The 22,018-nt window shown below is 70.8% G+C and carries 20 protein-coding genes and 1 other RNA gene; 16 read left to right on the top strand and 5 right to left on the bottom strand.

The features are described from left to right. Nucleotides 1-52: 52 nt before the first annotated feature. The 5 genes from JAV76_RS08870 (at nt 53) to JAV76_RS08850 (ending at nt 4,776) form a co-directional block, all read left to right on the top strand. Entirely contained in the window at nt 53-613 is a 561-nt protein-coding gene (locus JAV76_RS08870; RefSeq protein WP_198733680.1) for an ankyrin repeat domain-containing protein, read from the top strand. Nucleotides 614-625: 12 nt separating this feature from the next. Continuing rightward, nucleotides 626-997: a DUF2185 domain-containing protein gene (locus JAV76_RS08865; protein WP_198733679.1), complete on the top strand. Its 372-nt coding sequence runs from the start codon at nt 626-628 to the stop codon at nt 995-997. A gap of 264 nt (nt 998-1,261) precedes the next feature. After that, complete coding sequence (locus JAV76_RS08860; protein WP_198733678.1) at nt 1,262-1,708, top strand: hypothetical protein; 447 nt, start codon at nt 1,262-1,264, stop codon at nt 1,706-1,708. A gap of 152 nt (nt 1,709-1,860) precedes the next feature. Continuing rightward, the gene (locus tag JAV76_RS08855; protein ID WP_198733677.1) at nt 1,861-3,189 is read left to right on the top strand and encodes an APC family permease; all 1,329 of its coding nucleotides are present in this window, start codon (nt 1,861-1,863) and stop codon (nt 3,187-3,189) included. A gap of 39 nt (nt 3,190-3,228) precedes the next feature. After that, the gene (locus JAV76_RS08850) at nt 3,229-4,776 is read left to right on the top strand and encodes an amidohydrolase (RefSeq protein WP_198733676.1); all 1,548 of its coding nucleotides are present in this window, start codon (nt 3,229-3,231) and stop codon (nt 4,774-4,776) included. A 15-nt stretch (nt 4,777-4,791) separates the two neighbouring features. Here JAV76_RS08850 and JAV76_RS08845 read toward each other — a convergent pair whose 3' ends face one another. Continuing rightward, nucleotides 4,792-6,264: a threonine/serine exporter family protein gene (locus JAV76_RS08845; protein WP_198733675.1), complete on the bottom strand. Its 1,473-nt coding sequence runs from the start codon at nt 6,262-6,264 to the stop codon at nt 4,792-4,794. Nucleotides 6,265-6,318: 54 nt separating this feature from the next. Between JAV76_RS08845 and JAV76_RS08840 the strand changes: the two genes are divergently transcribed. The 7 genes from JAV76_RS08840 to ssrA all read left to right on the top strand — a co-directional run bounded on the left by JAV76_RS08840 (nt 6,319) and on the right by ssrA (nt 12,487). After that, nucleotides 6,319-6,996 carry a hypothetical protein gene (locus JAV76_RS08840; RefSeq protein WP_198733674.1) on the top strand — a complete coding sequence of 226 codons (678 nt, stop codon included), beginning with the start codon at nt 6,319-6,321 and terminating at the stop codon, nt 6,994-6,996. A 100-nt stretch (nt 6,997-7,096) separates the two neighbouring features. Next, a complete protein-coding gene (gene prfB / locus JAV76_RS08835; protein WP_198733673.1) occupies nt 7,097-8,215 on the top strand; it encodes a peptide chain release factor 2 in 1,119 nt (372 codons plus the stop codon). Nucleotides 8,216-8,360: 145 nt separating this feature from the next. Next, entirely contained in the window at nt 8,361-9,050 is a 690-nt protein-coding gene (gene ftsE / locus JAV76_RS08830) for a cell division ATP-binding protein FtsE (RefSeq protein ID WP_198733672.1), read from the top strand. 10 nt (nt 9,051-9,060) lie between these two features. Then, complete coding sequence (gene ftsX, locus JAV76_RS08825) at nt 9,061-9,975, top strand: permease-like cell division protein FtsX (RefSeq protein ID WP_198733671.1); 915 nt, start codon at nt 9,061-9,063, stop codon at nt 9,973-9,975. A 1-nt stretch (nt 9,976) separates the two neighbouring features. Next, on the top strand, nt 9,977-11,347 hold the full coding sequence (locus JAV76_RS08820) for a M23 family metallopeptidase (protein ID WP_198733670.1): 1,371 nt from the start codon (nt 9,977-9,979) through the stop codon (nt 11,345-11,347). A gap of 139 nt (nt 11,348-11,486) precedes the next feature. Continuing rightward, the gene (smpB, locus tag JAV76_RS08815; RefSeq protein ID WP_198733795.1) at nt 11,487-11,996 is read left to right on the top strand and encodes an SsrA-binding protein SmpB; all 510 of its coding nucleotides are present in this window, start codon (nt 11,487-11,489) and stop codon (nt 11,994-11,996) included. Nucleotides 11,997-12,119: 123 nt separating this feature from the next. Beyond that, nucleotides 12,120-12,487, top strand: a transfer-messenger RNA (tmRNA) gene (gene ssrA / locus JAV76_RS08810). A gap of 135 nt (nt 12,488-12,622) precedes the next feature. On the opposite strand, the gene JAV76_RS08805 is transcribed toward ssrA, so the two are convergent. Beyond that, nucleotides 12,623-13,042: a ChaB family protein gene (locus tag JAV76_RS08805; RefSeq protein ID WP_198733669.1), complete on the bottom strand. Its 420-nt coding sequence runs from the start codon at nt 13,040-13,042 to the stop codon at nt 12,623-12,625. 219 nt (nt 13,043-13,261) lie between these two features. Between JAV76_RS08805 and JAV76_RS08800 the strand changes: the two genes are divergently transcribed. Then, a complete protein-coding gene (locus JAV76_RS08800) occupies nt 13,262-15,634 on the top strand; it encodes a rhamnogalacturonan lyase family protein (protein ID WP_307844104.1) in 2,373 nt (790 codons plus the stop codon). A 24-nt stretch (nt 15,635-15,658) separates the two neighbouring features. On the opposite strand, the gene JAV76_RS08795 is transcribed toward JAV76_RS08800, so the two are convergent. Next, complete coding sequence (locus JAV76_RS08795) at nt 15,659-16,054, bottom strand: RNA-binding S4 domain-containing protein (protein ID WP_198733668.1); 396 nt, start codon at nt 16,052-16,054, stop codon at nt 15,659-15,661. A 23-nt stretch (nt 16,055-16,077) separates the two neighbouring features. Then, on the bottom strand, nt 16,078-17,100 hold the full coding sequence (locus JAV76_RS08790; RefSeq protein ID WP_198733667.1) for a DUF4349 domain-containing protein: 1,023 nt from the start codon (nt 17,098-17,100) through the stop codon (nt 16,078-16,080). Nucleotides 17,101-17,237: 137 nt separating this feature from the next. Between JAV76_RS08790 and JAV76_RS08785 the strand changes: the two genes are divergently transcribed. The 3 genes from JAV76_RS08785 to JAV76_RS08775 all read left to right on the top strand — a co-directional run bounded on the left by JAV76_RS08785 (nt 17,238) and on the right by JAV76_RS08775 (nt 20,653). After that, nucleotides 17,238-18,395: an ROK family transcriptional regulator gene (locus JAV76_RS08785; protein WP_198733666.1), complete on the top strand. Its 1,158-nt coding sequence runs from the start codon at nt 17,238-17,240 to the stop codon at nt 18,393-18,395. 21 nt (nt 18,396-18,416) lie between these two features. Beyond that, nucleotides 18,417-18,770 carry a DUF3039 domain-containing protein gene (locus tag JAV76_RS08780; protein WP_198733665.1) on the top strand — a complete coding sequence of 118 codons (354 nt, stop codon included), beginning with the start codon at nt 18,417-18,419 and terminating at the stop codon, nt 18,768-18,770. An 80-nt stretch (nt 18,771-18,850) separates the two neighbouring features. Then, the gene (locus JAV76_RS08775) at nt 18,851-20,653 is read left to right on the top strand and encodes a DEAD/DEAH box helicase (protein WP_198733793.1); all 1,803 of its coding nucleotides are present in this window, start codon (nt 18,851-18,853) and stop codon (nt 20,651-20,653) included. A gap of 6 nt (nt 20,654-20,659) precedes the next feature. Here JAV76_RS08775 and JAV76_RS08770 read toward each other — a convergent pair whose 3' ends face one another. Next, nucleotides 20,660-21,982, bottom strand: coding sequence for a nicotinate phosphoribosyltransferase (locus JAV76_RS08770; RefSeq protein ID WP_198733664.1), 1,323 nt, complete (start codon nt 21,980-21,982; stop codon nt 20,660-20,662). Nucleotides 21,983-22,018 lie beyond the last annotated feature (36 nt).

Raw genomic sequence — 22,018 nt, 5'->3', positions numbered from 1 at the left:
TAGGCTGTCGGAAGCTCGATCTTTTAGGTCACCAATCGCTCCAGGAGGGCAAGTGTTCAGTTTGATGGGTACCGCGCGCAGATCTACTTTCGAGGAGTTCCTGGAGGTGTACCAGCCTGGGTCGGTCGAGTCCTGGTCGAGTGACAAAGGTGAGACCCTACTGCATTTTGCACTGCAGAATGGCCAGCCAGAGAGCAGGGTGGCGATCGCCATGCACCTGCTTGACGACGGCGCATACCCCACTGCTTTGATCTTGCCGGAACGCTATACAACGCTGCATCTCCTTTTTGGACATAACTCTCACGACTTCGAGGCCGAGGTGCCTCTGCTGGAAACACTGATCAGTGGCGGTGCCGATGTGAACATGGTCGCTGGGCGAGGGTGGGGCACGCCTCTGCAGACGTTGGCTTCACGGTTGAAGTTCAGCGACGAAGAGCTAGAGCCCTTTTACAACGTCCTCTTCGCGCAGCCGGACCTCGACCTCTTGCGCGAGGGCAAAGCGGGACGAACTACACTTGAGAGCGCGAAACTGCTGGCACCCGGCCGTGACAAGCTCGTGGAGCGGATGGAAGAGTACCTGCATGCGCACGGCCAGAGTGCCGCCGACAGCTGAGGAGAACGCGCGATGACGAGCTACCCGGAGTTCATCCCGAAAGCGGGGGCGTGCCTGGTGTCCAAGAACGTTCTCTCGAGGGCTGGGCGTGTGCGGTGGATGGTACGTGTGCCGTCGCAGGCACCGGTCGACAACGGGTGGCGGATCTTCAGTCACATCGACTCCCAGGAGTACCTCGCAGACACGAGCAACCTCCAGGTGACCGACTTCAACGCCGTGTGCGCGCTCGAGCCGGCCCTGATCGGCATCTACGACTTCCCGGTGGGGTCCGACCTGCAGATCGTCGACGAGGGTCAAGGGATCCGTATCGTCGAAACAGCGACCGGGCGCGAGATCCCGCCGGAGAACTTCTACGTGCCCCCGAAGATGCGCGCCGGCGAGTAGTCGGCAGATCCGGTCAATGCGCCTCTAGATGTTCTGTGTCATGACGTTAGTGACACCTGCTCGGGGGCGTGCGGCTGGGGGGTGGTCGCCGGCTGCAGTGTGGGGCCGGGTGCGTTGGAGCTTTTCTGCACTCAAGGGTGACCCGCTCAGCGTCGCTCGAGTCCTGATAGAGGTAGAAGACCCCGGCACTTCTAAGCGGCCCGACTGTTTTTCAGTCACGCTGATTACCGACGGAATGCTCCAACTCGTGAGGAGCTTTGAGCAATGACCGATTCTGATCTGGTTGAGGTTTCGCAGAAGATCGGTGCAGCTTTCGTGAGCGCGGCGCCCGATGGGTGGAGAACGGGCGAGATGCTGTTTGTTCAAGTGGGGAAGACCTCAGAATTTCAGGCGTCCGCACGAGTGGGCGATGGCCTATCGGTCCCATTCAGGGTCGCTCCGACAACCGTCCGAGCGTTTCATAAGCTACGGACCTCCATGGCCGAGCCGGGCAGGGGAGCATGGTTCACCGCCAGGTGTCAGCTGGAAGCACCAGGCAAGATGAAACTTGACTTCGACTATGACAACGAGCCGGAGTGGAGCACACCCACGAGCGTCGGCCACTACCTGGAGGAGTGGGAGAGGCATCCCCGCGATCCCGAGCACACACCGGAGTGGCTCGCCGAGCGCCTACGCCAGGCCCACGAGTGGGATGCGCAAGGCTCTCGGTAGACGCCCGAGCGTGTCGTCTTCCGGCTAGTGGGAGAAGACGCAACGGAATTGGGGGCCTGCTCGTGTGACGGCCGCACACTGCCAGTGTGGCTGTCACCACGCCCGGCCCTCTCACCGCGCGCCATCGGGCAAGTCGTCCTAGGTTTCCAACCATGACGGACACCGACCTCGGGTCGACCAAGCTGCGGCGCGGCATCACGGGACCCCTCCTCTTCCTGTTCATCCTCGGCGACGTCCTGGGCGCCGGGATCTATGCCCTCATGGGCGTCCTTGCCGCGGAGGTCGGGGGAGCGCTGTGGGTGCCGCTCCTCGTCGCCCTCCTCCTCGCGCTCCTCACTGCCGGGTCCTACGCGGAGCTCGTGACCAAGTACCCCCGCGCCGGTGGCGCCGCGGTCTTCGCAGAGCGCGCCTACAAGAAGCCCCTCGTGTCGTTCCTCGTCGGGTTCAGCATGCTCGCAGCCGGCGTCACCAGCGCGGCAGGCCTGTCCCTCGCGTTCGCCGGCGACTACCTCGGCACCTTCCTCGACGTGCCGGCCGTCCCCGCGGCCCTCGTGTTCCTCGCGCTCGTCGCCTGCCTCAACGCCCGCGGCATCCGTGAGTCCCTCGGCAGCAACGTCGTCATGACCGTCATCGAGGTCAGCGGCCTCGTCCTCGTCGTCGCCGTCGTCGGCCTCATGCTCGCGGGCGGTGACGGTGACGTCTCCCGCGTCGGGCAGTTCCCCGACGGTGCCAACCCCGCCGTCGCCACCCTGAGTGCGGCGATCATCGCCTACTACTCGTTCGTCGGGTTCGAGACCTCCGCCAACGTCGCCGAGGAGATCACCGACCCCAGCCGCGTCTACCCCAAGGCGCTCTTCGGGTCCCTCATCACCGCAGGCATCGTCTACGTCCTCGTCGCCGTCGCGAGCGCCGTCGCCCTCCCGCCCGAGGACCTCGCCGACTCCAGCGGCCCCCTCCTCGAGGTCGTCGACGCCACCGGGGTAGGGGTCCCCAGCTGGCTCTTCAGCCTCATCGCGCTCATCGCCGTCGCCAACGGGGCGCTCCTCACCATGATCATGGCCAGCCGCCTCGCCTACGGCATGGCAGAGGAAGGCCTCCTCCCACGGACCCTCGGCCGGGTCCTGCCGAAGCGCCGCACCCCGTGGGTCGCCATCGTCGCGACCACCGCCGTCGCCATGGTCCTCACGCTCGTCGGGGACCTGTCCACCCTCGCCGAGACCGTCGTCCTGCTCCTGCTCTTCGTGTTCATCAGCACCAACGTCGCCGTCCTCGTCCTGCGCAAGGACACCGTCGAGCACAAGCACTTCCGGGTGTGGACGCCCGTCCCCGTCCTCGGTGTCCTGTCCTGCGTGCTGCTCCTCACCCGGCAGTCCGCCCAGGTGTGGCTCTACGGCGCGATCCTCCTCGCCGTCGGCGTCGTCCTGTACCTCGTCGCCGGCCGCGGTGCACGGAAGACCGACGGCGCCGCACGCACCAGCTGAGCCGTCCGGCAGGCGCCGTTGCCGCTTAGGGTGGGCCGCATGACCACCGCACCCCACCCGGCGGCACCGCGCCTCGTCGGCTCCCTGCTGCTCCGCGGCGCGCGCGTCCCCGGCTCCGGTGCCCCGCTCGACGTCCGCGTCCGCGACGGGATCATCGTCGCGGCAGCCCCCCGCCTGGAGCGCGAGGAGAACGAGCCGTTCCTCGACGCCGAGGGCCGGTGGGCCGTCCCGGGCCTGTGGGACCAGCATGTCCACCTGGGACAGGTCGCCAAGTCCTTCAACCGCCTCGACCTCACCACGGCCACGAGCGCCGCCCACGCCCTGACGATGCTCCGCGAGCGCATCGAGTCGCGCCCCCGCGACCCCGCCGTCGAGGGCTTCGGGTTCCGGGCGCCACTCTGGCCGGACCGCCCCACCCTCACCGGGCTCGACGCCCTCGCCCCCGACGTCCCCGTCGTGCTCGCCTCCAACGACGTCCACGCCGGCTGGGTGAACACCGTCGCCCGGCGCCTGCTCGACCTCCCGCTCGACCCGCCCGACGACGACGGCCTCGTCCGCGAGACCGTGTGGTTCGACGCCCTCACCCGCTACAACCGCATCGTCGACGGCCTCGCCGCACCCGGCCAGGAGATGACCGGCTACCGGGAGGTCCTCGCCACGTGCGCCGCCCGCGGTGTCGTGGGCGTCACCGACATGGAGTTCCACGACAGCACCCGCTACTGGCCCGACCGCTTCACCGCCGGGCTCACCACGCTGCGCGTCCGCGCCGCCGTCTACGCACCAGGGCTCGATGACGTCCTCGCCCTCGGGTACACGACGGGGCAGGAGATTCCCGGCGGAGGCGGGCTCCTCACCCAGGGCCCGTTGAAGATCATCACCGACGGCTCCCTCGGGACCCGCACCGCCCACTGCCGCGACCCCTACCCGAACCCCGGCGAGCCCGACCAGCCGCACGGCGTCCAGGCCGTCCCGCCCGAGGAGCTCACCGAGCTCCTCGCCCGAGCCCGTGCAGGAGGCCTCCGCGCCGCCGTCCACGCGCTCGGCGACGCGGCCGTCGACATCGCCCTCGACGCCTTCGAGACCACCGGCACCACCGGGTCCGTCGAGCACGCGCAGCTCGTCGCCCCCGGCCAGGGGGAACGCATGGCACGCCTCGGCGTCGTCGCGTCCGTGCAGCCCGCCCACCTGCTCGACGACCGCGACGTCACCGAGGCGATCTGGCCCGGACGGTCCGCCCGCAGCTTCCCGCTGCGCGACCTCCACGACGCCGGCGTCACCCTCACCCTCGGATCCGACGCGCCCGTCGCGCCCCTCGACCCGTGGCTCGCCATGGCGGCCGCCGTGCACCGCAGCGCCGACGACCGCGACCCCTGGCACCCCGAGCAGCACCTCACCGTCAGCGAGGCCCTCGCCGCCTCCACCGACGGGCGCACCGGACTGCACCCGGGGGGCCCTGCTGACATCGTCCTCCTCGACAGCGACCCGCTCCAGCCGTTCCCCACGACCGCGGAGACAGCCGCCCACCTGCGCGGGACCACGGTCGCTGTGACCCTCGTCGCAGGCCGCGTCGTGCACGACGGACGGTAGGGCGCCGCCCGTCGGTCACCTGCTGACAGGTGACCTGCGTCGGCCCAGCTGGCGCAGGTTGCGGGGCGTGACGCCGCGCATCGCCGTGCTGCGGGTGCGGCCGCCGCCCTTGGTGCCCAGGCGCAGCGGCGCTCCGAGGAACTCCCCGAGGGTCACGCCGCCGGCGATGCCCAGGCCGATCATCATCGCGCCGAACAGCTCGGAGAACCCGGGGAGGATCCCGGACGACGTGTTGGAGACGATGTCGAACAGGCCTCGGTAGATCGCCAGCCCCGGCAGGAGCGGCACGATCCCGCACACCGACGTGACGATCGCCTGCACCTTGAGGCGCGGCGAGATCCACTCCGACAGGACACCGACGACGAGTGCGGCCACCGCGGACCCGACGGCCGGCCCCGCACCGAGGCCCACGACCACGGTGAGCACGCTCCAGGAGAGCGCCCCGATGCCGGCGGCGAGGAACGCCGCCCGGGGCCGCGCATAGGACGCGACGGCCCAGCCGAGCGCCACGACACCCGCCGCGGCGGCACGCAGCACCACGTGCGAGGTCGCGACGGGCGGGTCGAAGAGCACGAGCGGGACCCCGAACCGGCGCGCCAGGTCGAGGACCCCCGTGATGCCCACGACGATCCCGAGGGTGAGCACCACCACCTCGAACGACCGGGCCGCAGCAGTGATGGGGAACCCCGAGATGGCGTCCTCCGCGGCGCCCACCAGGGAGAGCCCTGCGAGGAGCACCACGATCCCCGACGCCACGACGAGCGACGGCGGCAGCAGCGTGGGGTCGATCGGCAGGTGGGGCACCGCGAGGTAGAGGCCGACGGCGACGAGCGCCGCGACCGCGGCCCCGGCCGCCTGGAGGAAGAACGGTGGCAGACCCCGCTTCCCCAGCGCCCACACGACCCGGTCGATGGCCGCCGTCGTCGCCGCGGCGACGAGCGTCACCGCGAGGGACCCGCCGAGCAGCACCGCGACGGCGCCGGCCATCGCGGACAGGGCGACCGTGATGACCCAGCGCTGGTACGTCTGAGGGGCCGTGACCACGGCGTCGAGGCGCGTGTGCGCGTCCTCGAGGACAGCGGCCGCGTCCTCCGGGGCGACGGGGTTCTGCGCCACCTCCTGCGCGAGCTCGACGACGCTCTGCAGCCGCCCGTAGTCGGGGATGCGGTCGCGGACGATGCGCATCATCGTCACGGGCAGCTCCTCGCCACCCCGGTCGTACGACACGGTGATCGAGGTGAACGTCAGGTCCACCTGGCTGCCGTGCAGCCCGAACGCCCTGATCACCGTTCGGATCGCCTGGGTGACGTCGACCGCGGACGCGCCGAGAGCGATCATCGACTCCCCGATGCGCAGACCGAGCTCGAGGACTCCGCGGACCGCCGCCGAGTCCAGCCCCTCGGGTCTCGAGCGCAGTCCCGCCTGGAGGTTCGGAGCGCCCCCACCGACCCGTCGGACAAGGTCCCGTACGTCCAGCCTCCGTCCCATCCGGCGAGTCTAGGGGTGCGATGCCGGGCGCGCGGCCTCTGCTACGGTCTCGCCGTGAATCCGCAGAGCACAGACCCAGGCACCGACCGGTTCGTCGCAGGGAAGGCGGCGCCCCTCGTCGCCGCGCTCGCGCTCGCGGGCGTCCTCCTGCTCGTCACGTGGTGGCTCGTCACCTCTGGCCGAAACGGCTCGTTCGAGGCGGCACCCGAGGACGTGGCGACGATGCGGACCATCGTCTACGCGATCGCCGGCGTCGCGGCGCTGGGGGCCCTGTGGATGCTGCTCCGCATCCCGACGATCCTCCGTCACCGCCTCGAGATCGGGCCCGACGGTATCCACCACGGTGGGGGAGCGCACGCACTGCACCTCGAGTGGTCGCAGATCCGGTCCGCCCGTGTCCTCGTCCTCACGACCACCAAGCCCGTCGCGACCAGCCCGATGCCCCGGCAGGCCCGGACGAGCGCGCGCATCGAGCTCCAGCTGGAGCTCCACGACCCTGCGGCGCTCGAGGAGCGGCACCCGTCGCTGCGCAGGCGCCGGGTGCCGACGCTCGAGACCGACGGGTACACGCAGTACACGCACCGCATCGACCTGGGGCCCGGGGCGCTCTTCCCGTCGTCGGACCCCGCGGACTTCGCCCGCCCGGTCCAGGAGGTCCTCTCCAGGGTCGCAGGCCCCGTGTACCGGGGCGCGTCCATCCGCAGGACGGCGACCACCTGGTCGCGCGGCTGACCGCGTCACTGCTCACACGGCCACCCGCCCGGGCGTACCCCGGCGCGGAGGTGGCCGGGGGAGGGACGGGCGCCTCGCAGGTCGCGTAACCTTGACGACCGTGGCTACCACCGACTTCGCATCCGAGATCATCGCCCTGCGCGGCACCCTCGCGACCATCAGCGCCGTGAGCGACCCCGAGGCACTCAGGGTGCGGATCTCCGAGCTCTCCGAGCAGGCATCCGCACCGGACCTGTGGGACGACACCGACGCCGCCCAGAAGGTCACCACGGCCCTCTCGCAGGCGCAGACCGAGCTCGACCGGCTCAACGCCATGGGTTCGCGCATCGACGACCTCGAGGTCCTCGTGGAGATGGCCACCGAGGGCGACGGCGCCGACGACGCGGACACCCTCGCCGAGGCCGAGTCCGAGCTCGCGGGCATCCGCAAGGACCTGGGCGAGCTCGAGGTCAAGACGCTCCTCTCCGGCGAGTGGGACTCCCGCGAGGCCGTCGTCACCATCCGCGCCGGGGCCGGCGGTGTCGACGCCGCGGACTTCGCCGAGATGCTCATGCGCATGTACCTGCGCTGGGCGGAGCGTCACGGCTACCCGACCGCCGTCCTCGACACCTCCTACGCCGAGGAGGCCGGGCTGAAGTCCGCGACGTTCGAGATCAAGGCCCCCTACGCCTTCGGGAACCTCTCCGTCGAGGCCGGGACCCACCGCCTCGTGCGGATCTCGCCCTTCGACAACCAGGGCCGCCGCCAGACGTCGTTCGCCGCCGTGGAGGTCATCCCGCTCATCGAGCAGACCGACCACGTCGACATCCCCGACAACGAGATCCGCGTCGACGTGTTCCGGTCCTCCGGGCCGGGCGGGCAGTCCGTGAACACGACGGACTCCGCGGTGCGCCTCACGCACATCCCCACCGGGATCGTCGTGTCCATGCAGAACGAGAAGTCGCAGATCCAGAACCGGGCCGCCGCGATGCGCGTCCTCCAGTCCCGCCTGCTCCTCGAGCGCCAGGCGCAGGAGAAGGCGATGAAGAAGGAGATGGCCGGGGACGTCAAGGCCAGCTGGGGCGACCAGATGCGCTCCTACGTCCTCCAGCCGTACCAGATGGTCAAGGACCTGCGCACCGAGCACGAGGTCGGCAACACCGGTGCCGTGTTCGACGGGGAGATCGACGACTTCATCGAGGCGGGCATCCGCTGGCGCCGGTCCAAGCCCACCGACTGACGAGGGCAGCCCTGCCGGGGGTGAGACTCCCTGCGGGTCCCCTGGGAGGCGGCGTGTCTGCAGCCGGAACGCGGCGGCGCGTGCCTACCCTGCGTACGACCAGCGGCACTGCCGCTCCCCCCACCGCAGAAACTGGTCGCCAGCTGTGATTCGACTCGAGAACGTCACCAAGGTCTACGCCCGAGGGGCGAGGCCTGCCCTCGACGACGTCTCCCTTGAGGTGGAGCGCGGCGAGTTCGTGTTCCTCGTCGGGGCGTCCGGTTCCGGGAAGTCCACCTTCCTGCGGCTCGTCCTCCGTGAGGAGCGGGCCACCTCCGGCAACGTCTTCGTCGCCGGACGGGACCTCCAGTCGCTGTCCAACTGGAAGGTCCCCACGCTCCGGCGCCAGATCGGCGCCGTGTTCCAGGACTTCCGTCTCCTGCCCAACAAGACGGTCTTCGAGAACGTCGCCTTCGCGCTGCAGGTCATCGGCAAGCCCCGGCACCACATCATGACGACCGTCCCCGAGACGCTCGAGATGGTGGGCCTCGCGGGCAAGGAGAAGCGACGCCCTCACGAGCTCTCCGGCGGGGAGCAGCAGCGTGTCGCGATCGCGCGCGCCTTCGTCAACCGGCCGTCCATCCTCCTGTGCGACGAGCCCACCGGGAACCTCGACCCGACCACGTCGCTCGGCATCATGCGCCTGCTCGACCGCATCAACCGCACAGGTACCACCGTCGTCATGGCCACCCATGACGACGAGATCGTCGACCAGATGCGCAAGCGCGTCATCGAACTGTCCACCGGTGAGCTGGTCCGTGACCAGTCCCGTGGCGTCTACGGCTCGGCCCGCTGAGGGGATATCGGTGCGTTTCCAGTTCATCCTTTCCGAGATCGGCATCGGTCTTCGACGCAACCTGTCGATGACCGTGTCCGTCATCCTCGTGACCTTCGTGTCCCTGACCTTCGTCGGTGCGGCAGCGCTCACCCAGACGCAGATCAGCAAGTTCAAGGGGGAGTGGTACGACAAGGTCGAGATCAGCGTCTACCTGTGCCCCCAGGGGTCGACGATCCCCACCTGCGCCGACGGCGAGGCCACGGACGAGCAGATCGCCGAGATCGAGCAGCTCCTCGACTCGCCGGAGGTGGCCCCCGAGATCCAGGAGGTCATGTTCGAGAGCAAGGCCGAGGCGTGGGTCACCTTCTCCGAGCAGTTCTCCGACCGGTGGTGGTTCAACTCGGTCACCGAGGACGACATGAACGCGTCGTTCAGGATCAAGCTCACCGACCCCGAGCAGTACCAGGTCATCAACGACGTCCTCAGCGGGCGCCCCGGGGTGGAGGAGGTCCGTGACCAGCGGCAGATCTTCGAGCCGCTCTTCCTCGTCCTCAACCGCGCGACGCTCCTGTCCGCGGGGCTCGCCGGGGTGATGCTCCTCGCGGCGGTCCTGCTCATCACGACGACCATCCGGCTCTCCGCGCTGAGCCGCAAGCGCGAGACGGGGATCATGCGCCTCGTCGGCGCATCGACGTTCTTCATCCAGCTGCCCTTCATGCTCGAGGGTGCCATCGCTGCCACCGTGGGTGCCCTCATGGCCGTGGGCGGGCTGTGGGTGGGCGTGAAGTACCTCATCGAGGACTGGCTCGGCCAGTCCGTCCAGTGGATCCCGTACGTGACGACCGCGGACGTGTGGGCCATCGCCCCTGTCCTCATCGGGGTCGCGTTCCTCCTGGCGGCGATCTCATCGATCGTCACCCTGAGCAGATACACGAAGGTGTGACATGACCCGACTCCGCTCAGCGATCGCCGCGGCCGTCGCCCTCGTCCTCCTCGGAGGTCTGGGACTGCCCGCAGTCGCGGACGACCTCGACGACCGTCTCACGGACGCCCAGAACCAGCAGGACGCCGCGAAGAACCAGCTCGACGCCGTCACCGCGGACCTCGCCGAGACGGACAGCGAGCTCGCGCAGGCGTACATCGACCTGCAGAACATCGAGGCACAGCTGCCCGTCGCCGAGGCGACGCTCGCCCAGGCCGAGGCGACCCTCGAGGCCGCCGAGCGCGAGGCGGACTCCCTCGCGCAGCGCCTCAGCGACGCCGAGGCCGAGGAGGTGACGCTCACCGCGGAGATCGCGACCAACGAGGAGGCAGCCACCGACGCCCGCAACGGGGTCGCCGAGATGGCGCGGCAGGCCGCGCGGGGCGACATGGGCATCTCCGGCCTCGAGCTCGTGGTGGGTGCGCAGTCGACCGACCAGTTCGTCAGCGACTACAACATGGCCCAGACGGCGATGCGCACCCAGAGCTCGTCTCTCGACGACCTCCGCCAGACCGAGGCCGTCACACGGAACTCCGAGGTGCGGCTGGACGCCGTGAAGGTCGCCATCGCCGATCTCAAGACCCAGGCCGACGCGAAGGTCGTCGAGGCCGACACCGCGCGTACAGAGGCCCAGGACGCCCGCGACGACGTCGAGGACCTCATCGACGAGCAGCAGGAGAAGAAGGACACGATCGCGTCGCGGCGTGCGGCCGAGGAGAAGCGGCAGAAGGAGCTCGCGAGCCAGAACGAGACGCTGCGCGACGAGATCCAGGACATCATCGGCCTCAAGGAGGCCGAAAGGGCACGGATCGCCGCGGAGCAGGAGGCCGCCCGCAAGGCGGCAGCGGCGAAGCCCGCCCCGGCGGCCCCGCCCGCACCGGCACCGGCCCCCGCCCCGGCACCCCCTGCGAGCGGTGGCGGGGCGCCGGCCACCGGCAGGGTCCTCGGCTACCCGACCGCCGTGCCGTACATCACCTCCCGCTACGGGTGGCGGCTCCACCCGGTCCTCGGCTACAGCCGTCTTCACGCAGGAACCGACTTCCGGGCCTACTGCGGGACGCCGATCTACGCGTCCGCCGCCGGGACCGTGCAGTGGACCAAGTACCGCAACGGGTTCGGGAACCAGGTGCTCGTGGACCACGGGTGGGTCAACGGGTCGAGCCTCATGACGAGCTACAACCACCTCACGAGCTTCGCGGTGAGCGGGGGACAGTCTGTGGCGAAGGGGCAGCTCGTGGGCTACTCGGGCAACACGGGACTGGGGACCGCCTGCCACCTGCACCTCGAGGTGTACGTCAACGGCGGCACGGTCGACCCCATGTCGATGATCTGACCCCTGCCGCGCCGGGGGAGGTTTCGCCCGCCGCAAAAAGTGCTGCTCCCGGCGGGCGGGTGATCTACGCTTGACCAGCCAGGGCACGAGCCCGGCGACGGTCCGGCGACAGGAGGTGTGAGCGATGGCGAAGATGTACATGGTGCCCGACGGCTCCAAGCAGGCCTCCAAGAAGCCGCAGCCGTCCGCACCCGTTCGGCAGCTCGTCGCGAGCAACAAGAAGGCCCGGCACGACTACGCCATCGAGGACGTCCTCGAAGCAGGTCTCGTGCTGTCCGGCACCGAGGTCAAGGCGCTGCGTGCCGGTCGCGCGTCGCTCGTCGACGGCTTCTGCTCGATCGACGGAGGAGAGGCGTGGCTCGAGGGCGCGCACATCTCCGAGTACGCGCTCGGGACGTGGACCAACCACGCGCCGCGCCGCAAGCGCAAGCTCCTCCTGCACCGCGACGAGATCACACGCCTCGAGCAGAAGACCCGTGAGAAGGGCTTCACGATCGTGCCGCTGCAGATCTACTTCCTGGACGGCCGGGCGAAGGTCGAGATCGCCGTCGCGCGAGGCAAGCGCGAGTTCGACAAGCGGCAGACGCTGCGCGAGCAGCAGGACAACCGCGAGGCGCACCGCGCCATCCGTCAGCGCGAGCTCCGCTGACCCAGACCTCCCCTCGCCTCGGCGGGCGGAAATAGAGTCGGCCCCCGGGGCGTTGATCCCGTAGGCTGGACCTGCTCGACCCGGGGCCTTGGAACCTCGGGACGGGTGCTTGACAACTGCACAGGGGGTGATCGGTTTCGACGGTGGTCGTGTTTCGAGGAGAAGCGGGCCGAGGATGCAGACTTATCTCGTAAACGACGTCTGCAAACCAATAGGTGCCGATTCCAAGCGCACCGACTTCGCACTCGCCGCCTGAGCGAGTCCTGAAGTCCGTCAGCCTGAGGTAGCTTCCGCCTCAGTCCCTGGCGTCATCTAGGGAGCCACTGCTTGCAGCGTTCGTCGTCGGCGCTGCAGGGACTCTTAGACGACTGGGCCTGTCAGCAGCTTGTCTGCGTGAGTGCTGGGGCCGAGAAAATCCGTAGCAGACTGCGCCCGGAGAAGTCCTGGATTTGCGTCACCGGACCGGGGTTCGATTCCCCGCACCTCCACCCGAGTCCTCGGACTCGTCCCGGCTGTGGTCGGACGTCCGCGTCCGCCCCCCGCCGGTACCCCTGGCAGTGAAGAGCCCGCTCCTCGGAGCGGGCTCTTCGTCGTTCCCGGGCGCCGGGGCCGCGCGGGTTCGACGCTCAGTCGCGTGCCTTGCGGGTCCGCGCGTCGTTCTCGTGCTTGATGGCGTCGACGAGCTCGTCCTTGGTCATGGACGACCTGCCGTGGACGTCGAGCCGCTTCGCCACCTCGTAGAGGTGCTCCTTCGACGCGTTGGCGTCCACCCCGCCGGCCGTGGGGGCGTCGGAGTCGCGGGAACCGGCCGCCCTGGTGTCGGACGGGCCGTTCTCGTCCTTGGGCTCCCAGTGATCACCCACCTTCTCGTGGGTGTGCTTGAGCGCCGCATAGGCGACGCGGTGCGCCCGCTCACCCTCGCCGTACTCGTCGGCCGCCGAGTCGTGCGCCTTGGCGAACGTCCGCTGCGCCTTGTCGTCCGACCGGCGTAGCGTGCTCGGCAGCTCGTCCTCGCGGGCCTCGCCCTTCTTGGTGGTCTTCGGCACGGTCTCCTCCTGTCCACGACCGGATGCTGTTCGTCCATCGTGGACGGCCCGCGCCGCGAACGCATCCGGTCCCACGGCCGCACGAATCGTTTCAACGATGAAGAACTCTGTCCGATCCGCGCAAGATGCATGGCTTTCCGCCGGTCGGTCCTGTTAACGTTCACGTCCTCCGCCGGTCCCCCTCCGGCGGCCCTTCCTTGCCGAGTCGATGGAGATCCCGTGCATCCCACCCTGCTCACCACCCGCCGACCACGCCTGTCGGCGTGGTCGGCCAGAACCCACCGTGCCCTCGCGGCGCTCGTGGCCCTCGCCGTCGTCGCACTCGGGTCGTTGACCCTGGGCGTGCCGACGGCCGCGGCCGCACCGCCGGCCAACGGCACCTTTACCCTGTCCAACGTCCGCAGCAGCCTCTGCCTGGACGTCACCGGCGGCTCCACCGCTGACGGCGCCAAGATCCAGCAGTGGGGTTGCACACCCGGCGCTGCGTGGCAGCAGTTCACCCTCACCAAGGTCGCGTCCGACACGTACACCCTCCGCAACGTCGCGTCGGGCAAGTGCGTCGACGTGCCCGGCTGGTCCACCGAGAGCGGCACCCAGCTGGAGCAGTGGCCCTGCGTCGACGGGTTCGCCAACCAGCAGTGGCAGACGTCCGCCTCCGGTGCCGGCTACCAGCTGAAGAGCGTCCACACCGGCCTGTGCCTGTCCGTGCGGAGCGCGTCGTCCTCGTCCGGTGCCGCCATCATCCAGGAAGGCTGCACGGCGAACACGAACAAGCAGTTCGTGCTCACCGCTGCCGCCACCGACCCTGCTCCCGACCCGGGCACCCCCACCACCCCGGGCAACGGCGCGTGGCAGGCCGAGGACCTCGATCGTGGTGTCATCAGCGTCCGCTCCGGCAACGGCAACCTCGTCCAGTGGCGCCTGCTCGGCACCGAGGCCGTCAGCACCGGGTTCAACGTGTACCGGGGCGGGACGCGCATCACCTCCTCGCCCGTCACCGGCTCCACGAACGTCTACGACGCCGGGGCGCCCGCGAACGCCAGCTACACCGTGCGCGCGGTCGTCGGCGGCTCCGAGCAGCCCGCATCGGGCCCGTCCCTCACCTTCGCCAACGGCTACCTGGACGTCCCCATCCAGAAGCCGGCCAACGGCACGACGCCCTCGGGCGAGGGCTACTCGTACTCCGCGAACGACGCGAGCGTCGGCGACCTCGACGGTGACGGTCAGCTGGAGATCGTCCTCAAGTGGGACCCGTCCAACGCGAAGGACAACTCGCAGTCCGGGTACACCGGCAACGTGTTCCTCGACGCGTACGAGCTCGACGGGACGCGCCTGTGGCGCATCGACCTCGGCCGCAACATTCGCGCCGGGGCCCACTACACCCAGTTCCAGGTGTACGACTACGACGGCGACGGTCGGGCGGAGGTCGCCATGAAGACCGCCGACGGTACGCGTTCCGGGACGGGCCAGACCATCGGCAGCGGGAGCGCCGACCACCGCAGCTCGGCAGGATATGTCCTCAGCGGGCCGGAGTTCCTCACCGTCTTCGACGGCCGGAACGGGGCCGTCAGGGACACGGTCGACTACGTGCCGGCGCGCGGGACCGTCTCCTCGTGGGGCGACAGCTACGGCAACCGCGTCGACCGGTTCCTCGCCGGGACCGCGTACCTCGACGGCACGCGTCCGTCGCTCGTCATGGCCCGCGGGTACTACACGCGCAGCGTCGTCGTCGCCTGGGACTTCCGTGACGGGAAGCTCACCCGTCGGTGGACCTTCGACTCCAACGTCACCGGATCGGGCACGGCCGCCCAGGGCAACCACTCGCTCTCCGTGGCCGACGTCGACGCGGACGGGCGCCAGGAGATCCTCTACGGCTCGCTCGCCCTCGACCACGACGGGTCCGTGCTGTGGAACGCCCGGACCGGGCACGGGGACGCCGGCCACGTGGGCGACCTCATCCCGAGCCGCCCAGGCCTGGAGTACTTCAAGGTGAACGAGTCGAGCTCGCAGCCGAGGTCGTGGATGGCCGACGCACGGACCGGCCAGATCCTCTGGAAGACGGCCACCGGCACCGACAACGGTCGAGGCGTGTCCGCCGACATCTACGCGGGCAGCCCCGGGGCCGAGGCCTGGTCCTCCGGCGACGCCAACCTCATGAACGGTGCCACCGGAGCCAGCGTGGGGCGCAAGCCGAGCAGCGCGAACTTCCTCGTGTGGTGGGACGCCGACCCGGTCCGTGAGCTGCTGGACCGCAACCAGATCAGCAAGTACGGGCCCTCGGGCGACACCCGGCTCCTCACGGCCTCGGGCGTCACGGCCGCCAACGGCACCAAGGCCACCCCGGCGCTCTCGGGTGACCTCTGGGGCGACTGGCGCGAGGAGGTCGTCTGGGCCAAGAGCGACAGCAGCGGCCTGCGGATCTACGCGACCCCCGTCGAGACGACGACGAGGATCACCACCCTGCTGCACGACGCCCAGTACCGGACGGCGATCGCCTGGCAGAACACGGCCTACAACCAGCCACCGCACCCGAGCTTCTTCCTCGGGGACGGGTTCACGCGCCCTGCGAAGCCGAACATCTACACGCCCTGACGGGTGACGCGGGGCCGGGACCCGTCAGTCCCGGCCCCGCAGCCGGTCGATCTCGCGCCTCTCGCGCTTGGTCGGCCGGCCCGCCCCGCGGTCCCGCTGGGCGACCAGCGCAGGAGCCGCCACCCGTGGTGGCGGCGCGGGGGAGCGGTCCGTGTAGCACCCGACGGCGACCGGGGCCCCGACCCGCTTGGTGATGACCGTCGTGACGTCGACGACGCGCTCCGCGCCGGTACCCCGGACGTGGACCTCGTCCCCGGGGGAGACGGGCGTCGACGGCTTGGCCCGCTCGCCGTTGACCCGCACGTGTCCGGCGCGGCACGCGGCCGCCGCTGCCGATCGTGTCCGGAAGAGCCGCACTGCCCAGGTCCAGCTGTCCACGCGAGCCCTCGAGGGCCCCTGCTGCTGTGCGGACGGTGACATGTGCCGACCCTACGTCGGGTCGGTCAGCTGTGGACCAGCGGCCGCGGCGTGCCGTGCTCGTCCGACGGCGCACCGCCCTCGTCGGGCACGTGTCCTCCGGGTGGAGGGGACGCAGGTCCGTGCGATCCGTCCTCACCGTGGCCGCCCTGCCCGTCCCCGGGGCGGCCGCCCTGGCTCCCGGGCGACGATGCGGTGGGCTTCCTGCGACGCCGGACGACGCGCACCAGCCACCGGACCACGAGGACGACGGCAGCACCGACCGCCAACCACGGGAGCAGCGTGCCGAGGACGACGACGACGACGCCGACCGTCGCCACGAGCGCGTCCCACCCGGTGGCCAGGCCGTCACGGAATCCCTCGTCCTCGATCTTCGCGGGGGTCGGGGACGTGGTGAGGGAGACCTCGAGCGTGGAGAGGTCCACCTGGTCCGCGAGGCGGTCGCGCTGCGACACGAGGCTCTCGAGCTCGGCCTGGCGGGTGGTGAGGGTCGACTCGGCCTCGAGGAGGTCGGCGGTGGACGACGCGTCGCCCATGAGCTCCTCGAGCCGTTCCACGGACACCCGCAGGGAGTCGATGCGCGCGTCGAGGTCGGTGGCGGTGGCGGACACGTCGGTCGAGACGATCTGCGTCCTCTCGACCGTGCCGACGTCCTCGAGGGCGTCGAGGGTGGCGGTCATCCGGTCCGAGGGGACACGGACGGTGAGGTTCGCGCTCGGTTCCGACCCGTCTCCCGGTGCGGTCTCGTACCGCTCGTCCACGCGCCCGCCCGCCTGCTCGACGAGCCTGCTGATCTCGAGAGCGGCGACGACCGGGTCGCTCACCACGACGTCGACCGACGCGGTGGTCACCAGCTGCTGGGCCTCCACGGGTGAGACACCCGTCACCTCGGCGACGGCCGGGACTGCCTCGACGGACCCGGCCGAGTCGCTCTCGCTCTCGGCCGCGCACCCGGTGAGGAGGGCGACGGCGAGGAGGCCGGTGCCGAGAGCGCGCACGCCCGGGCGGGGGCGTGCGGGTCGGCACGGTCGGGCGTCGTTCGAGGTCATGCTCCAACCCTAAGGAGCGAGGGTGATGATTCGGGCACGCCGGACCGTTTCGTGATCGCTTCGTGAGCGAGCTGTAACTCGGCGGACGCGCGGTGTGATCCTTGACACCGCGCGCGGCGGGAGGTGCACTGACGAACATGACCCGCGGGACGTACGGAGCTCAGGGATGGGGCCGTCCTGCCTCCGTCGTGCGGTCCCACGAGAAGGTCCTCCCCGAGCACGCCCGGGCGCACAACCGGGCGATCGTGCTGCAGCGTCTCTTCCACGGGGGACCCACGTCGCGCGCTGATCTCGCCCGAGCCACCGGCCTCACCCCGGTCACCGTGTCGGACCTCGTCGGGGTGCTCCTCGCGGAGGGCCTCGTCGAGGAGGTCGGCCACCGCCACGAACGGCGTGCAGGCAAGCCCGCCATGCTCGTCGCGCTGCGCAGCGAGCACTTCCGGGTGGTGGCGGTCGACGTCGGGTCCGGGTGGGTCCTGCGGGGCGGCGTGAGCGATCTCACCGGTCGCTTCCTCAGCCGGCGCACCCTCGATCTCGGTGACCGCGACGGCAGGGTCGTCCTCGAGGTCCTCGTGCGGTTCGTCCGGCTCCTCGTGGCCGACGCCGCCGGACCCGTGCTGGGTGTGGGGGCCGCGGTGCCCGGCATCGTCGAGAGCGACGGGAGCGTCCACCACGCGCCGGCGCGCGACTGGGACGGTGTGCCGGTCGAGGCGCGTCTGCGTGCAGCGACCGGCCTGCCCGTCCACGTCGTCAACGACGCCGGTGCGACCGCGATGTGCGAGTACACCTTCGGGAGCGCCTCGGGGACGGGCACCCTGGTCGTCATGGTGAGCGACGGGGTGGGGTCCGGGCTGGTCCTCGACGGCTCCCGGGTGCGCGGTGACTCGGGCTCGGCAGGAGAGATCGGTCACGTGCGCGCCGTCGTGGACGGCGACCGGTGCGTGTGCGGCGGGACGGGCTGCCTCGAGACCGTCCTCCGTCTCGGGGTCCTCGAGCGTCGTACCGCGGGGCTGGACGGACCGGCGCGGGAGGCTCTCCTCGGGGAGGTCGGGAAGGTCCTCGGTGCGGTCCTCGCCCCCGTGGTCGCGACCCTCGACCTCCAGGAGGTCGTCCTCAGCGGGCCGGTGGGCCTGCTCGGGGGAGCCCTGCGCGAGGCCGCGCAGCAGGAGGTGCTCGACCGGACGATGCCGGCCGTCGGGCGGGGTTTTCGCGTCCGGACGGCGAGCGTCGAGGTGGACGACGTCCTCGCCGGTGCGGTGGTGGAGGTGCTCCGTGGACAGTTGGGGGTCATCTGAGTCGGACGTAGACTCAGGGGTATGAGCGAACCCTTGATGAGCCCCTCGATGAGCACCGGGCCGTCGGACCCGGCCGGCACCCCGGGGGATCCGGGTTCGGGCACGTCGACGAGCGTCCTGGAGCGCAGCGAGACCCGCGAGGAGGTCGAGCCGGGGGACCGCGAGAGGTTCGCACACTACGTGCGCAAGGAGAAGATCCTCGACTCCGCGCTGAGCGGCAAGGCCGTCATCGCGCTCTGCGGGAAGGTGTGGGTCCCGGGCCGCGACCCGGGCAAGTTCCCGGTGTGCCCGGTGTGCAAGGAGATCTACGAGGGTCTTCGTGATCCTCAGGACGGCGAGCCCGGCGGCTCGGGACCGGGTGACGGCGGCAGGTGACTCCGGAGCAGGATCAGCAGGACCTCTCGACCACCGACCACCGCTCCGCGGACCACCACGGCACGCCCGCCGGTGCGCCCCTGCGTCCTCCGGCGACGCCCGTCCCGCAGGCGGCGTCGTCGTCCGCGGCGTCCCACCTGTCTCCGTCGTTCCCGACGCGAGCGCCGTGGGGCACCGCCTCGAAGCTCCGTGCCTGGCAGGCCGAGGCCCTCGAGGTCTACCGCGCGCGCAGCCCCCGGGACTTCCTCGCGGTCGCGACCCCGGGTGCCGGGAAGACGACGTTCGCGCTGCGCATCGCGACCGAGCTCCTCGAGCAGGGGTCCGTACGACGGATCACGGTGGTCGCACCCACGGAGCACCTCAAGCACCAGTGGGCGGACGCGGCGGCGCGGGTGGGCGTGCGCATCGACCCGAACTTCAAGAACAGCCAGGGGCGCCACGGCGCGCAGTACGACGGCGTGGCGCTCACGTATGCGCAGGTCGCTGCGAACCCGGCGCTCCACGCCGCCCGGACCGCGGCGGCGCGGAGCCTCGTGATCCTCGACGAGGTGCACCACGGCGGTGACGCCCTCTCCTGGGGCGAGGCGGTCCGCGAGGCCTTCGAGGGCGCCACCCGCCGCCTCGCGCTCACCGGCACCCCGTTCCGGTCCGACACCGCGCCCATCCCGTTCGTCACCTACGAGCGCGGCCCGGACGGTGTGCGCCGCTCCTCGGCCGACTACACCTACGGCTACGGCGACGCGCTGCGCGACGGTGTCGTCCGGCCCGTGATCTTCCTCTCCTACTCCGGCCAGATGCGCTGGCGGACGCGTGCGGGCGACGAGATCAGCGCACGCCTCGACGAGGGCATGACCAAGGACATGACCGCGCAGGCGTGGCGGTCCGCGCTCGACCCGCAGGGGCAGTGGATCCCGTCGGTGCTCGAGGCGGCCGACAAGCGGCTCACCGAGGTGCGGCGCGCGGTCCCCGACGCCGGCGGTCTCGTCATCGCCACGGACCAGACGGACGCCCGCGCGTACGCGGGGCACCTCGCCCGCATCACGGGGACCTCCCCGACGGTCGTGCTGTCCGACGACGACGGCGCGAGCAAGCGCATCGAGGAGTTCTCCGACGGTGACCAGCGATGGATGGTCGCGGTCCGCATGGTGTCCGAGGGGGTCGACGTGCCGCGCCTCGCCGTGGGCGTCTACGCCACGTCCACCGCGACGGCCCTGTTCTTCGCCCAGGCCGTGGGCCGGTTCGTCCGCGCCCGCAGGCGTGGGGAGACGGCGTCGGTGTTCCTGCCGAGCGTCCCGAATCTCCTGGGCCTCGCCAACAGCCTCGAGCTCGAGCGGGACCACGCCCTCGACAAGCCGCTCAGCGCGGCCGAGTCGGGCGACCTCTTCAACCCCGAGGACGCCCTCATGGCGGCCGCCAACCGCGAGGAGAAGGCGTCCGACGGTGTCGGTGAGCAGGGGTCCTTCCAGATGCTCGAGGCGCAGGCCTCCTTCGACCGTGTCCTCTTCGACGGTGGGGAGTTCGGCACCGGCGCGGACGTCGGGTCCGAGGAGGAGCTCGACTTCCTCGGCCTGCCCGGCCTGCTCGATGCCGACCAGGTGACCACGCTCCTCAAGCAGCGTCAGGCCGACCACATCAAGGGGCGGGGAGCCGCGGCGCAGAAGGCCGCGGAGCGCAGCGAGCTCGAGCATCGTCGGGCTGCTGATCTGCGCAAGGAGCTCTCGCAGCTCGTGTCGGCGTGGGCCCGGCGGACGGGCCAGCCGCACGGCTCCGTCCACAACGAGCTGCGGCGCCGCAGCGGCGGGCCCGAGGTCCCGCTCGCGAGCATCGACCAGCTCACCGCCCGCGTCGAGCTCGTCCGCGGGTGGTTCGTCGGGAAGAAGTAGCGGTAATCAGTCGAGGGTGAGGGTCGTCGTGGGCAGGGCGACCTCACCGGTCGACAGGCGGCGCGCCCCGCGGGGCAGCTCCTCGCGGGATGCCGTGTGGCGCTCGGCGGCGGCTCCGACGCCCGCGGCGCCCGTCCACCTGTCGTCCACGACCCCGTCGGTGACGAGCGGGACGTGGAGCGGGCGCAGGTCGTCCGTCGTGGGCCTCCACGACGCGACGAGCGCGTCCGGCCCGCCGACGACGACCTCGGCGACCGCACGGCCGTTCTCGTCGAGCTGGCGGGCCGCGGTCTTGCGGCCGCCGACGCTCGTCTTCGAGGTCGCGGCCTTCGCGACCGGCTCGAGCTCGCCGGACGTGCCCTCGCGGGCGACGAGCTTGTAGACCATGCCGCACGTCGGGGCGCCCGAGCCCGTGACGAGCTTGGTCCCCACACCGTAGGAGTCGACCGGGAAGGCCGCGAGCGACGCGATCGCGTACTCGTCGAGGTCGGACGTCACCGTGATGCGCGTGCCCGTGGCGCCGAGCGAGTCGAGCTGCTTGCGCACCTCCACGGCCTGCACGCCGAGGTCGCCCGAGTCGAGCCGCACCGCACCGAGGCCCGTGCCGGCGATCCGCACGGCACGCTCCACCCCGCGCGCCACGTCGTACGTGTCGACGAGCAGGGTCGTCCGAGGCCCCGCGACCGCCACCTGCGCAGCGAAGGCCGACTCCTCGTCGTCGTGGAGCAGGGTGAACGCGTGGGCCGCGGTCCCGATGGTCCGCAACCCGTAGCGTCGCCCCGCCTCGAGGTTCGACGTCCCCACGAAGCCCGCGACGGCGGCGGCGCGCGCCGCCGCGACCGCAGCCTCCTCGTGCGCACGCCGGGAACCCATCTCGAGGCACGGTCGGTCGACGGCCGCGCTCGTCATCCGCGAGGCGGCGGACGCGACGGCCGAGTCGTGGTTGAGGACGGACAGGACGAGTGTCTCGAGGAGCACCGCCTCCGCGAACGTCCCCTCGACCACCATGACCGGGCTCGACGGGAAGAAGGTCTCACCCTCGGCGTAGCCGGTGACCTGGCCGGTGAAGCGGTATCCCGCGAGGAACTCGAGCGTGCGGTCGTCGACGACTCGCTCGCGGCCGAGCCACTCGAGCTCCTCGGGCTCGAACCGGAACGACCGGAGGGCCTCGAGGACCCGCCCCGTGCCGGCGAGCACCCCGTACCGGCGCCACGACGGCAGGCGTCGCGTGAAGACCTCGAACACGCAACGGCGGTCCGCCGTGCCGTCCGTGAGGGCCGCCTGGACCATCGTGAGCTCGTACCGGTCCGTGAGGAGCGCTGTTCCCATGGCATCCACCGTAGGGCACCTCGCCCCGTCCCATCC

Source organism: Sanguibacter suaedae, assembly GCF_016342785.1.
Classification (GTDB): Bacteria; Actinomycetota; Actinomycetes; order Actinomycetales; family Cellulomonadaceae; genus Sanguibacter; species Sanguibacter suaedae.
This window is presented reverse-complemented; position numbering and strand designations above follow the sequence as displayed.

Bases quoted from the DNA above. Each gene is read 5' to 3' on its own strand.
- JAV76_RS08865 (WP_198733679.1), top strand. From the start codon at position 626: ATGACGAGCTACCCGGAGTTCATCCCGAAAGCGGGGGCGTGCCTGGTG.
- JAV76_RS08860 (WP_198733678.1), top strand. From the start codon at position 1,262: ATGACCGATTCTGATCTGGTTGAGGTTTCGCAGAAGATCGGTGCAGCT.
- JAV76_RS08855 (WP_198733677.1), top strand. From the start codon at position 1,861: ATGACGGACACCGACCTCGGGTCGACCAAGCTGCGGCGCGGCATCACG.
- JAV76_RS08850 (WP_198733676.1), top strand. From the start codon at position 3,229: ATGACCACCGCACCCCACCCGGCGGCACCGCGCCTCGTCGGCTCCCTG.
- JAV76_RS08845 (WP_198733675.1), bottom strand. From the start codon at position 6,264: ATGGGACGGAGGCTGGACGTACGGGACCTTGTCCGACGGGTCGGTGGG.
- JAV76_RS08820 (WP_198733670.1), top strand. From the start codon at position 9,977: ATGACCCGACTCCGCTCAGCGATCGCCGCGGCCGTCGCCCTCGTCCTC.
- smpB (WP_198733795.1), top strand. From the start codon at position 11,487: ATGGTGCCCGACGGCTCCAAGCAGGCCTCCAAGAAGCCGCAGCCGTCC.
- JAV76_RS08795 (WP_198733668.1), bottom strand. From the start codon at position 16,054: ATGTCACCGTCCGCACAGCAGCAGGGGCCCTCGAGGGCTCGCGTGGAC.
- JAV76_RS08790 (WP_198733667.1), bottom strand. From the start codon at position 17,100: ATGACCTCGAACGACGCCCGACCGTGCCGACCCGCACGCCCCCGCCCG.
- JAV76_RS08785 (WP_198733666.1), top strand. From the start codon at position 17,238: ATGACCCGCGGGACGTACGGAGCTCAGGGATGGGGCCGTCCTGCCTCC.
- JAV76_RS08780 (WP_198733665.1), top strand. From the start codon at position 18,417: ATGAGCGAACCCTTGATGAGCCCCTCGATGAGCACCGGGCCGTCGGAC.
- JAV76_RS08770 (WP_198733664.1), bottom strand. From the start codon at position 21,982: ATGGGAACAGCGCTCCTCACGGACCGGTACGAGCTCACGATGGTCCAG.